The organism is Parabacteroides sp. PF5-9, assembly GCF_029893105.1.
In the GTDB taxonomy this organism is placed as follows: Bacteria; Bacteroidota; Bacteroidia; order Bacteroidales; family Tannerellaceae; genus JARXWG01.
In genome coordinates this window covers 1-14,065 of sequence record NZ_JARXWG010000040.1, presented here as the reverse complement: position 1 = coordinate 14,065, position 14,065 = coordinate 1, and the positions used below count along the sequence as shown (strand labels likewise).

Here is a 14,065-nt window from a genome sequence, read left to right as displayed (position 1 = left end):
CTTGATGCTTACGAAAAAGGTCAACTAAAAGGCAAACTTAAAGAGATTGCAGCGGGATTACATGAAGAATCCAATCCGGTGATTATGTTGGCAAAGTATAAGAAAGGGCATTAATTACGAATGATTAATGCGAATGGAAGGTTAAAGCGGTTAAGCGAACTGTTTTTTTATGGGGTTGCCGGAGGGATCATATTTTTTTATCATTGTTTTTATATGCCGGCAGCTATGTCGATGAAGATTTTACTATCTTCGTTCCGAAATGTTTTTTTGATTTTATGTATAAGTACCTGTTTTTAATCTTCTTTTTCATTCCGTTCAGTGTAGCAGCAGCAGAGGTTGCTACTTCGTTGGATTCGTTACTTTTGGCATTGGATAAAAGTATTCAGGAGAGAGAGATGTATACGGAAGGTAAAATGCAGGTCATACACGATCTGGAAACACAATACGATCGATCTTCGTCCGATGAAGAACGTCTTGTGATTTTGGATGCCTTGTTTGAGGAATATAAGAATTTTCAGATGGATTCGACTTTACGGATCGCCGAGAGGCGGTTACAGGTAGCGACTGAAGGGAATAATTCGGTTCATAAAAACATGGCCTATCTGAATAGGGCGGAAGTGATGATTGTCACGGGGATGTATAAAGAAGCGCTCGATATACTGAATAACCTGGAACGCTCTGATTTTACGAATAGTCTGTCTTCTTATATTCTTCATCTGTATCACTCTTTGTATATGCTGATGGCCGAATATTCTATTACTCAGGCCGAAAAAGAGAACTATCTTCAATTGGAGTATCTGTATAAGGACTCTATTTTACAAAGTATCAATAATCCGGAAGATGTCGGTTATAAACTGGTCGAGAGTAGTAAATTGTTTGTGGATGGGCGGATGGATGAGGCTTTGACGTTGGGGTTGAATGTCCTTGAGGCGTATGAAAATGATCATCGTATTACGGCTATGATGGCTCATACCATGGCAGAAGTGTATAGAAAAATAGGTGATCAGGAGAATCAGAAAAAATACCTGGCGATCTCTGCTATCGGAGATATGAAAAGCGGTGTAAAAGAGTATATGTCGTTGCCGGAATTAGCCGAATTACTGTATCAGGAAAAAGATATCAACAGAGCTTACCTGTATATTAAATCGGCATTGGAGGATGCTATTTTTTGTAAAGCCCGCTTGCGTGCACTCGAAATGTCGCGTATATTACCGATTATCAATTCGGCGTATGATATAAAGATGAAGCAGGAGAGAGACCGGTTGGTACTTTTTCTGGTGGTTATCACTTTATTGGTCGTTGTTCTCGTTCTGGCTATTCTGTATATCTACAAGCAGTTGAAAGCGTTGGCCAAAGCCCGGAAATCGCTGAAAGCGTTTAATAAAGAGTTGACCGATAAGAATGAAGAACTGAATAAGTTGAACAATGACCTTTCTGAATCCAATCATGTCAAGGAGGAATATATCAGTTATGTGTTTACCATGTGTTCTTCCTATATAGATAAGATGGAGGATTTCAGAAAAAGGGTCAATCGTAAGATTAAAGCGAATCAGACGGAAGAATTATACAAGGAAACGAAATCGGGTACGTTGGTCAATGATGAATTAAAAGAATTTTATAAGAGCTTTGATACCATTTTTCTAAATATTTATCATAACTTTATCGATGATTTTAACGCCCTTTTACAGGAAGGAAACCAAATCGTTCCGAAAGAGGGTGAATTATTAACCCCTGAACTACGAATTTATGCATTAATCCGATTAGGTATTAGCGACAGTGTTAAGATAGCCAGTTTCCTGCATTATTCACCTCAAACAGTGTACAACTATCGTCTTAAAGTAAGGAATAAGGCGAAAACATCCAAAAAAGATTTCCTTGAAGAGGTGAAGCAACTGGGAAAAATGAATCGTAATTGACGGTTTATTTTTACTTATAAACTGAAATAAACTTACTTTTTGAGTGACAGTAGATATGTCTATTATATTGTTGTATAACCTTTTAAATGAAAATTTAAACTTACTTTCGGGTTTTACCCCTATGACAGAGCCATTCTTTGCTTAAATATCTTTGCTGCAAAGAAACTTTATACTTAAAATCTAATAAACAGTACACAATGAAAGTTGACCAAAAAAAGTGGAAGAAACTATTTCTCTTCCTGATGGGATTTATGATCACCATCCATGCATCGGGCCAAACCGAAGAAAAAATGACTGTGAAAGGCACAATAACCGACGCTACCGGCGAGGTGGTTATTGGTGCTAATATTACAGAAAAAGGAACCTTAAACGGAACAATTTCCGACTATGATGGAAATTTTACTCTCTCTGTCGCGCGTAATGCGATAATTGCTATTTCTTATATTGGCTATCAAACGCAAGAAATCATTTATCAGGGACAATCGGTCCTGAACATCAAATTGCTTGAAGATACGGAACTACTGGATGAAGTGGTCGTTATCGGTTACGGTACGGTCCGTAAGAATGATGCGACCGGTTCTGTGACGGCCATAAAAATTGATGAGAAAAACAAAGGGGTTCTGGTGAATCCCCAGGATGCTTTGGCGGGGAAAATTGCCGGAGTTTCCGTGACTTCGGATGGAGGACGTCCGGGGGCGAAATCGACTGTCCGTATTCGTGGCGGATCCTCTTTATCTGCCTCCAATGATCCGTTAATTGTGATTGACGGGGTGATTATGGGAGGTAGCGCTGCTGACGGACTGAGTAATCCGTTAAGTACGGTTAATCCGAATGATATCGAAACATTTACCGTATTGAAAGATGCTTCGGCAACGGCGATTTATGGTTCCCGTGCATCAAACGGTGTGATCATCATCACGACCAAAAAAGGACAGAGCGGAAAGGTAAAGATCAATTATTCGGGTAATGTCTCGGTCAGTACGAAACGCAATACGGTAGATGTACTGAGTGCGGATGAATACCGGGATTTGATCACCAATAAAGTGAATCCTACCGAAGGGATGCTGAATGCCTTGAACTTGTATCCGGGCGTTAGTACCGACTGGCAGGATGAAATTTTAAGAACGGCTGTTTCTACCGATCATAATCTGAGTGCTTACGGATCGGTTCAGGATTTTATGCCTTACCGTGTCTCTGTTGGATATACGAATCAGGCGGGAATTGTAAAAACCTCTAAGTTTGAGCGTTATACAGGTAGTATTTCGTTGACACCCTCTCTGTTAGAGAATCATTTAACCATGAATCTGAATGCGAAAGGCGTTTATATTAAAAACAGGTTTGCCGACACCGGAGCTATCGGAAGCGCCGTCTCTTTTGACCCGACGAAACCTGTTCGGAACAATAACAATAAATTCGGCGGATTTTATACCTGGACAAATGATTATTCTCCGGAAGGTACACGGAATCCTTCTTCAGGAACGAATCCTGTCTCTATTCTGGAAATGAAAAACGACCATTCGACCGTAAAATCATTTATCGGGAATGCACAGTTTGATTATAAGTTACATTTCCTCCCCGACTTAAGAGTGAATCTGAATCTTGCTATGGATTATACCACCAGTGAGGGGCAGAACTATGATGATCCAAACGCACCGTTGAACTATACGGAAGATGATGATAAAACAGGTAGAAACTATCTGTATAATAGTACGAAGGATAATAAATTATTGGATCTGTACGCACAGTATATGAAGGAACTGCCTTCTATACTCAGCCGGTTTGATGTGATGGCCGGGTATTCTTACCAGAGTTATCATTCGAAATCGGATAATGTCGCCTATTATCTGTCGAGAAGACCGGAAAATTTCGGGCAGAATACGGATGTCAGAGAGGAATTTAAAGAGACCGATTCGAAATATGTATTGGTTTCGTTTTTCGGACGTCTGAACTATACCTTGATGGAACGTTATCTGTTGACATTTACGTTGCGTGATGACGCTTCTTCCCGCTTTTCGGAAGATAATCGCTGGGGACTTTTCCCTTCGGTCGCTTTAGGATGGCGGATGAATGAAGAGTCGTTCCTGAAAGATGTCGATCCGTTAAGCGATTTAAAACTTCGCTTAGGCTGGGGGATCACCGGGCAGCAGGATATTAACCAGGGTGATTACCCTTATATGTCGTTCTACCGCAATGGTAAAGGCGGAGCGATGTATCCGAAGTATGATAATAACGGCAACGTGACATGGGTCAATGTATTGGCACCGACAGCTGCCAATCCGGATTTGAAATGGGAAGAGACCACGACCTATAACGTGGGATTGGATTATGGATTCCTGGGTAACCGGATTAACGGAGCGGTCGATTTTTATTTCCGTAAAACAAAAGATTTGATCAATGCCGAAGTGAATGTGCCGGCAGGTACCGATTTTGCGGAGTATGTCGTGTCGAATATCGGCTCGTTAGAGAATAAAGGGTTGGAATTTTCAATCAATGCCAAACCGGTTGTTAGTCGTGATTGGAACTGGGATATCGGTTTTAATATTGCGTATAACAAAACAAAGATTACCGAACTCACCTATAATGATAACTCCGATTCCCCGGGCAGACGGTTTGAGTCGACCGGAGGAGATGGAGGGGTACGCCTGAAAATACATAGTGTCGGTTATGCTCCAAGTTCGTATTATGTATACCAGCAGGTATATGATAATAACGGAAAACCGATCGAAGGGATGTATGTGGATCGTAATGGTGACGGGGTTATTTCGGATAAAGACCTTTACCAATATAAGAAACCGGCAGCAGACGTATTGATGGGATTCAACAGCAAGGTGTCGTATAAACAATGGGATTTAGGATTTAACGGACGGGTAAGTCTGGGTAATTACAATTATAACGGTACAGCAGCGAATGCCGCTCTCGGTTCGAATGAGATTTTCGGAAATGAGACACTGTCAAACAAACCCCGGTCTGTTCTTAAGACCATGTTTACGCAGCGTCAACGTTTGTCTGATTATTATGTACAGAATGCTTCATTCCTGAAAATCGACAATATAACGATCGGATACAATGCGGCCAATCTCATTGCTCCGGGAACGAATGCCCGTATCTATGCGACGGTACAAAATCCGATTATCATCACTAAATATGATGGGTTGGATCCGGAAGTAGAAGGAGGAAACGACCGGGAAGTATATCCGCGTCCATTATCATTTTTACTTGGTATAAATATCAATTTTTAAGGGATCATATTATGGAAAATAAATATAAAAAATATATCGCCTGGGGAATCGCTTCCCTCTGTTTGACCTTCACCGCCTGTATCGGCGATTTGGATCAGGAGCCCAAACTGGACAAATCGGGTCAGTCAATTTATAATGAGGCAGACGCACAATCGTTTCTGGCTAAAATTTACAACGGTTTCGGTCTGTCCGGAAATGTAGGACCCGGAGGTAATGGTATCGCTGATGAACCGGATTTGCAGGGAGATGATCAGGGGTCATTGGTCTTTTTACGCGGATTACTCTCGATGCAACTGTATCCGACGGATGAAGCTATCTGGAATTGGTCGGATGAAGGGATTGTTGAGTTATGCGAGATTAACTGGGATTATACCCTCTTTTATGCGTATACCTTTTATCAGCGCGCGATGTTGAATATCCGGTATTGTAAAGAATACCTGGATGTTTATCCGGCGGATATCAATATTCCCAATATTGCTCGATACCGGGATGAGGTCAGAGGACTCAGAGCGATGAATTATTATTATCTGATCGATCTTTACCGCAATCCGGGTGTTGTATGGGATGATAGTCCGACAAATGATAAATCATGGAAACCTTCGCAGATAGGAGCGGAAGCGCTTTTCAATAAAATTGTGGAAGAGTTGAAAGATCTGTCGGAAAATGGTAATCTGGCAGAAACACCATCGATGTCGACTTATGGGCAGATCACCAAGCCGGTTATCAATACTTTGTTGGCTAAGATGTATCTGAATGCAGAAGTATATACCGGACAGCCGATGTATGATAAAGCGGCAGAATATGCCAAAAAAGTGATTGATGCCGGTTTCGGATTGGAAGAGAACTATGAAAACCTGTTCTGTGGCGAAAATCACCTGACAGCGATGAAAAAGAATGAGATCATTTATGCTATACCGTTCGACGATGTCAATGCGAAAAGCTACGGAAGTACGATTATGGTGACGGCAGCGGCTTACGGCGGGATTCTTAATTCGACCTGGTTTGGCTTGGGTGCTTCCTGGACCTGTCTGAAACCAACACAACAACTGATTGCATTATTCGACGGACCGACACCTGACAATGGAGTTACTCAAAACAAATTCGGTAGTCTGATTAAAAAAGACAAACGGTATATCTTTTTTGATGTTAAATCGTATGAAGATGATGGTTCGGTTGCCGAGCGCAGAGATGTAAATACCTTGATGGGTGATTGGAGTACCGGTTATCTCTGTCATAAATTCACCAATTTAGGCTGGGACGGTGCTGAAGTAACACCAACCAATAACCCGAACACAGACTTCCCTTTGTTCCGTTTGGCTGATATCTATCTGATTTATGCCGAATGTGCTGCACGTAATGCAGCCGGAACAGACCGGCAAACAGCGGTTAATTATGTCAACCTTCTGCGGGAAAGAGCGAATGGCGATACTTCGCAGAACATCGGGATGCCTCAATTAACGCTTGATTTTATCCTGGATGAGCGGGCTCGCGAATTATACTGGGAAGGACATCGCCGGACAGACCTGATCCGTTTTGGTAAATTTACGAAAGGGTATGCCTGGGCCTATAAAGGGGGCTCTCCCGAAGGTAAAGCTGATATCGACGATAAATTCAAGATTTATCCGATTAGCGACAGAGATTTAACAGCTAATCCGAATCTGAAACAGAATCCGGGATATGATTCTTTATAATAATTGAGTAAAAAGAATAAGCGATGAAGAAATATAATATTTTCCTTATACTGACAGCCCTCCTTTGCATAATGGGGGCCTGTAACGACGACAGAGATTCGAATCCGACACTTCAGCAGCCGACTTCGTTTGTATTGAATACTCCGGCGTATGTGAACAATGTGTATGATTTGAAGCAGACTCAAACGATTGAACTGACCACCTCACAACCCGATTATGGTTTTACTGCGGCTACTACCTATCAGGTGCAGATGGCTTTATCTGATAATTTCAATGATGAGGCGACATCTGTTTGGTTATCGACCACCTATACTTCTGCACGAATGAATATTTCGGCCAGTGAAATTGCCCGTGCATTGGTCGGACTATTACAGGCCGAGTCCGAAGATGATTTTCCTAAAGAACCTATACCGCTTTATTTCCGGTTGAAAGCTTCTCTGAGTGCTGGGTTGGGAGAGGTGTACTCTAATTCCATAACACTTCCGAACGTATTAGGATACTATGCAATGGAAGAACTGACAATGCCGGAGAATATGTATATGATCGGATCTATCAATGACTGGAACTGGGATGCCAGTTTTGAAATGGTTCCTGTACATTCGAATCCGGGTAAGTTCTGGCGGGTGGTCTATCTGCCTACGGATGCGGAAATTAAATTTAATTATGTACAACAGTGGAACGGCAGTGAGTTTGGTTACGAAGAAGATCGTTTCCCCGCCTCCTCAGTCTCTTATGCCAACCTTTCGGATAGTGGAGGAAATATAAAAGTCGGCAAAGGCGGATGGTATATTGTGGTCGTTTCTACTGCACTGCAGGGACAAAATTATCTCTATACGGTAGAATTCCTTGTTCCGGATGTTTATCTGACGGGAAATACAGCCGGCGGTTGGGACTTCTTCGATGAAACCAATAAATTTACGGTACCGGTTGATGGTGAAGGCGAGTTCGTTTCTCCGGCTTTTGTTGCATCCGATGAACTTCGGATGAGTATTAAGTTGGCTGATATTGATTGGTGGAAGACTGAATTTATCATTCTGGGCGGAAAGATCGTTTATCGTGCCGGTGGAGATGATCAGGAACGTGTCAATGTGACTACAGGTCAGAAAGCCTACCTGAACTTTACGACAGGAGAAGGTGCTGTAAAATAAAGAATAACCATTAAATCAATTGAAAATGAAGAATACATTTATATATATGATTGCTTTTCTCATGTTGGGATTTGCAGCATGTAACGATGATTATAATGAGGATGTGGCTCCTCCTCAGTCGAATGAACAGGAGGCTGCTTGGCAGATCGATTTCAAAACGTATGTAGGAGATGACCTTGCTTCTCCTGTAAATCTGAATGAGATGGAACCGGAGGCTTCTGTAAAAGTTCTAAAATCAACTTTAGAAGCGAAAGATGGAGCAACAGTTTCTGTTGTGAAACAAATTTCTAAAACAGCAGACTTTGCAGAATACATTGACTTGGGAGATTCCTCTGAAGTGCCTTCGGAAACAAAGTTGTCACCTCCCAATTATACGTTAGAGCACATCTCTATGATGACTGTTGCAGAAATAGATGAGGCTGTTAAAACATTGTTTGGTAAAGCACCGAACGCGAATGAGTTTTATATACGTGCTTATGCATTGGTTACATCCGGGACAGAAACCATACGTTCTTTTTCTCAGGTGGTTGGTCCTGTAACGGTGACTCCGACTGCTTCATTGATAGAGCCGGCTTATTATCTGATTGGCGATATGAATGGATGGAACCCGGATGAATTGATTCGCTTCAGTCACAGTGGTAATAACGTATATGAAGATCCTCATTTCTCTGTATTGGTAGAGGTTGCCGCAAATACTTATTTCAAAATTGCTCCTCAGAGTGCAAAAGAAGCGCACGAATCGGGTGGTGATTTCTGGGGAGGTGTTCTTGGTACGGCAGTAGATGGTGATGCCTCTTTAGAGGGCGCTATTGTGGCAGAGGATGCAGGAGCGATAAAAATAGAGGATAGTGGTTATGTGAAGATCTCTCTGAACATGGAAGAGTATACCTATAAGGTAGAACCGATGGATGTGAATCCATTCCTGTATGTGCCCGGTAATCATCAGGGATGGACTCCGGCAACAGCTCCTATGCTCTATACGGAAAATATGGATATGGTCTATACCGGTTTTGTTTATCTGGATGGCGAATACAAATTTACTTCGCAGCCGGATTGGGATCATACCAATTATGGGTTTGGGGGAGACGGAATACTCACGACTGACGGGGGAGCTGATAATATGATTGCTCCGGCTGGTTTTTATTATCTGAAAGCGGATCTGAACCTGTTGACCTATACACAAACAGCGACTGTTTGGGGATTGATTGGTGATGCTACACCCGGAGGATGGGATGCGAGTACCCCGATGACGTACGACCGTGGTTCCAACACCTGGACAGTGACGACAGACATAACTTCGGGCGCATTCAAATTCAGGGCCAATGATGCCTGGGATTTAAATCTTGGAGGCGATGTCAGTCGATTAACTTTCAATGGCAATGATATTTCGATTGAAGGCGGTAACTACACATTTATCCTTAAACTCTCCAATTCGGAAGAAGGGTATAGCTGTACGATTAAAAAGAATAAATAGGTATTAGTTTATAATTGTCTGAATCAGGGTAATTACTTATGTAGTAATCCCTGATTCAGACCCTTTTGTTATCTTTCATGCGAACAAAGTTAATTTTTCTATTATTACTTCCATTCTCTTTATGGGGGCAGATAACTTCAAACCCTGTGACCTTTTCTGATCAAGAGGCTATCGAGATCATCTTTCATGCGGCAGAAGGGAATAAGGGATTACAAGGATATACCGGAGATGTTTATGCACATACCGGAGTCATTACAGATAAAAGTAATGGCCAGGAATGGAGATATGCTCCGACATGGGGGGATAATCAGGAGAAGTATAAGCTTGCTTCTCTTGGAGATGATCAGTGGAAATTGACGATTACTCCCAATGTCCGTACCTATTATCAGGTGCCTGAAGAAGAAACGATATTGAAACTGGCATTTGTTTTTCGTAGTGCCGATAATCAGAAGGAAGGGAAAGGCTCGGGTGGAACAGATCTTTTCCTGAATCTGGGAGAAGTAGCGTTCATTCCTGCTGCACCAACGGAAAAGGTACGACCCGTAGGGATAACAGACGGCATAAACTATATGGACGATTATAGTGTTAGCTTTTTACTTTATGCACCAGGAAAAAAACATGTTCATTTAATCGGAGATTTCAATCATTGGCAGAAAAATAATGACTACCAACTCTATAAAGACGGTGATTATTGGTGGTATACTCTTACCGGACTCGAAAAAGGTAAAGAGTATGGTTTTCAGTACCTGATTGATAACTCCTTTAAGATCGGAGATGCGTATGCCGAAAAGATACTGGACCCGCAATATGACAATCAGATATCCGCATCCGTTTATCCCGATCTGAAGCCATATCCGGTGGAAACGGAAGGCATCGTATCGGTCTTTCAGACAGCTAAAGAAATATATAACTGGAAAGTTAAAAACTTCAAAGCCCCGGCCAAAGAAGATCTGGTCATTTATGAAATACTGATCAGAGATTTTACAACAGAAGGAACAATCATGGCTGTACGGGAAAAACTCGATTATCTACAAACTTTAGGTGTGAACGCAATAGAGTTGATGCCGATTCAGGAGTTTGACGGGAACGACAGTTGGGGATATAATCCTTGTTATTTCTTTGCAGCAGATAAAGCGTATGGTACAGCGGAGGCCTATAAAACATTTATTGATGAGGCCCATAAAAGAGGTATGGCTGTTATTCTCGATGTGGTATTCAATCATGCGACAGGTTTACATCCGTTCGCCCAACTTTACTGGGAGGGTAATGCTCCGTCTAAGGAGAATCCCTGGTTCAATGCCAGTTCGCCGCATTACTATAGCTTTTTCAACGATTTCAATCATGCATACAAAGGAACAAGGGATTATTTCAAAAATGTGTTGACCTATTGGATCAAGGAGTATAATCTCGATGGATTTCGTTTTGATTTCACCAAAGGGTTTACGCAGAAAAATTCCAATTCGGATGCGACAGTCAGCGCTTACGACGCTTCACGTATTGCGATCTTGAAAGAGTATAATGACCATATCCGAAGTATTAAAGCAAATACGTATGTGATCCTGGAACATTTCTGTGATCGGGCGGAAGAAAAAGAGTTGGCCGAAGCGGGAATGCTGCTCTGGAACAATCTGAGCGATGCTTATATGGAAAGCGAAATGGGTTGGAAAGGTCGCCGAACTGATTTGACAAATGGAAGTTATACAAGTCGTGGTTGGGATATGCCGGCATTGATTACTTATAATGAGAGTCATGATGAGGAACGTTTAATGTATAAAATGCAGAAATATGGGAACTGGACGATGAAAGCGGATAAATCCTTGCGTTTACGACGGGCGGCATTAGGCGCAGCTTTTTTGTTTTGTACACCAGGGCCTAAGCTGATCTGGCAGTTCGGAGAGTTGGGTTATGATACTTCTATAGAGGAGAACGGGCGCACAGGGAAGAAACCGGTTTTATGGGAATATGTAGAAGATCCGGAAAGAAAAAAACTATATGATATCTATTCTACATTAATCCATTTCCGTACACAAAACCCGAGCCTGTTTGCTTCGCCGGCTGAAGTCGATATGCAAACAACGGGGGCCGACTGGGATAACGGACGATCTATCCGTCTGCGTACTCCGGAAAAAGAACTGTTATTATTAGGGAATTTTACCGAAATCCCGGTCGAAATGAATGTCGACTTTGTAACAACGGGAATATGGCAGGAACTGTTTTCCGATATGGCTGTTTCCGTGACAGATGAAAAAAGAGAACTGAAAATAGTACTTTCAGCCCACTCTTACCTCTTATTTACCATCGATAAAACAACCAGTGGTAACTCATCCGTCTCATCATTCCCAACAACTTTTGACTGGAATTATGATTCAACTTCGGGATATTTGAATATCCATTCCCAACGTCCAGTCGAACAGATCCGCCTTTATGGCTTAAACGGTACGCAATTGGGTATATGGAAAGAGACCGATCACTGTTCTCTTTTTTCAGTAGAACCCGGTATATACATTCTATATGTACAAATAGAGGGGAAACCTTATTCTGTGAAGTTTATAAAACAATAAATATAATTGATAAAACTCTGATAAACAAATAAAAAGATGAAGAAATATATAATCCTGATATCGTTATTTATATGTTGCTATGGAACCCTTTATGCAATAGATGTAAAAAAGATCGAACCCGCTTTCTGGTGGGCAGAAATGAAAAATACGGAATTACAGATTTTGATGTATGGCGATAATATGGCCGCATGTGATGTAACCATTGTAGCAGAAAGTGTCCGTTTAAAAGAAACCATCCATCTTGAAAACCCCAATTATCTGATCCTTTATATCGATTTGATCGATGCTAAACCCCAAACATTCCATATCTCACTTAAAAGAGGAAAAGAGCAGAAAATAATCGCATATGAACTGAAACAACGCGAGGAATACACCTCAGAAGTAGAAGGATTTAACTCCGGCGATGTGCTTTATCTGATCATGCCCGACCGTTTTGCCAATGGAGATCCTTCCAATGATGTGGTGGCAGGCATGAAAGAATCCAAAGTAAACAGGAATGATCCTATTGCCCGTCACGGAGGTGATATCAAAGGCATAAGCGACCATTTGCATTATATCCAGGATTTGGGAGTAACGGCCATCTGGCTCAATCCGATACAGGAGAATGATATGCCGCATGCCTCTTACCACGGATATGCTATTACAGATTACTACAGGGTAGATCGCCGTTTCGGAACCAATGAAGAGTTTAAAAACCTGATAAAGAGTGCTCACGATAAAGGAATGAAAGTGGTTATGGATATGATCTTTAATCACTGTGGGAGTGAACATTACTTTTTCCGGGATAAACCCTCTGTGGATTGGTTTAATTACTCCGACCGGTATGTGCAGACTTCCTATCGTACTACTACGCAATACGATCCTTATACTTCTTATTCGGACAAAAAGGTAGCTATAGACGGTTGGTTTGTGGAGACCATGCCCGATTTGAATCAACGCAACAGACATGTAGCCCGTTACCTGGTACAAAGTAGTATCTGGTGGATCGAGTATGCCGGATTAAACGGGATCAGGCAGGATACACACCCTTATGTTGATTTCGATTTTATGTCGGAATGGTGCCGGGAAGTCACCGAAGCATACCCAGACTTCAATATTGTCGGTGAGACCTGGTACAGCAATAATGTAGGTATATCCTATTGGCAGAAAGACAGCCGATTGGCAGCACCTCGGAATTCGAACTTGCGTTCTGTCATGGACTTTCCACTGATGGATCTGATGACGCGGGTATTTGATGAAGAAACAGGATTTGGAACAGGCTTTTATCGATTATATGAATATCTGGGACAAGATATTGTTTATGCGAATCCACTGGAGTTATTAATATTCTTAGGCAATCATGATACGTCACGTTTCTTAAAATATATAGAAGACGCTAACAATCCGGATCGATGGCGACAAGCCTATACCTTCCTATTGACCATGCGTGGAATCCCTCAGATCTATTATGGTGATGAAATAGGCATGTATGCCGATAAAAAAGAAGGCGATGGCGCTTTACGTGCCAATTTCCCGGGAGGATGGCCGGGTGATTCCCAGGACGCTTTTACCGCTATCGGACGAACGGATAAGCAGCGTGAAATGCACGGTTTTATCAAGAAACTTCTTGATTGGAGAAAGAATAATGACGTTATAGCCAAAGGCTCATTGACACATTTTGTACCCCAAAATGGCGTTTATGTCTATGAACGTAAATACGACGGTCGATCTGTCGTTGTTATCTTAAATGGAACGAACAAAACACAGACGTTGGACTTAAAACATTATCAGGAGATACTGCCCCAAAACAGGGCGAAAGAAATACTTTCAGACCAGACATTTACTTTAGGACAAGAGTTATCGCTTTCTTCCCGCGAGGTACTTGTTTTGGAGTTTTGAGGAAGACATTCTTTTGAATAGGTTATAAGTCGTAAACAATCACCCCGTGAGGGGTGAAATATGCATAACCCCGGGTGAAACCCAGTCATGTTCGGAAGACTTTCTGCCAGCCAGTGTATGCCTGATTTGTTTACTGCTTTTTGCCTGATCTGTAAAAA

The 14,065-nt window shown here is 41.9% G+C and carries 7 protein-coding genes; all 7 read left to right on the top strand.

Annotated features, from left to right (window positions below; genetic code table 11):
* Positions 1-275: 275 nt before the first annotated feature.
* Positions 276-1,916, top strand: coding sequence for a DUF6377 domain-containing protein (locus M2135_RS15470; protein ID WP_280749430.1), 1,641 nt, complete (start codon positions 276-278; stop codon positions 1,914-1,916).
* Positions 1,917-2,113: 197 nt separating this feature from the next.
* The gene (locus M2135_RS15465) at positions 2,114-5,155 is read left to right on the top strand and encodes a TonB-dependent receptor (RefSeq protein ID WP_280749429.1); all 3,042 of its coding nucleotides are present in this window, start codon (positions 2,114-2,116) and stop codon (positions 5,153-5,155) included.
* A gap of 11 nt (positions 5,156-5,166) precedes the next feature.
* On the top strand, positions 5,167-6,846 hold the full coding sequence (locus tag M2135_RS15460) for a RagB/SusD family nutrient uptake outer membrane protein (protein WP_280749428.1): 1,680 nt from the start codon (positions 5,167-5,169) through the stop codon (positions 6,844-6,846).
* Between the two features lie 23 nt (positions 6,847-6,869).
* Positions 6,870-7,994 (top strand): SusF/SusE family outer membrane protein, encoded by a 1,125-nt coding sequence (locus tag M2135_RS15455; protein ID WP_280749427.1) that lies wholly within the window; start codon positions 6,870-6,872, stop codon positions 7,992-7,994.
* Positions 7,995-8,019: 25 nt separating this feature from the next.
* Positions 8,020-9,468, top strand: coding sequence for a DUF5115 domain-containing protein (locus M2135_RS15450; RefSeq protein ID WP_280749426.1), 1,449 nt, complete (start codon positions 8,020-8,022; stop codon positions 9,466-9,468).
* Between the two features lie 77 nt (positions 9,469-9,545).
* Positions 9,546-12,029, top strand: a complete 2,484-nt coding sequence (locus tag M2135_RS15445; RefSeq protein WP_280749425.1) for an alpha-amylase family glycosyl hydrolase — start codon at positions 9,546-9,548, stop codon at positions 12,027-12,029.
* A gap of 36 nt (positions 12,030-12,065) precedes the next feature.
* Complete coding sequence (locus tag M2135_RS15440; protein ID WP_280749424.1) at positions 12,066-13,907, top strand: glycoside hydrolase family 13 protein; 1,842 nt, start codon at positions 12,066-12,068, stop codon at positions 13,905-13,907.
* The last annotated feature ends 158 nt before the right edge of the window (positions 13,908-14,065 follow it).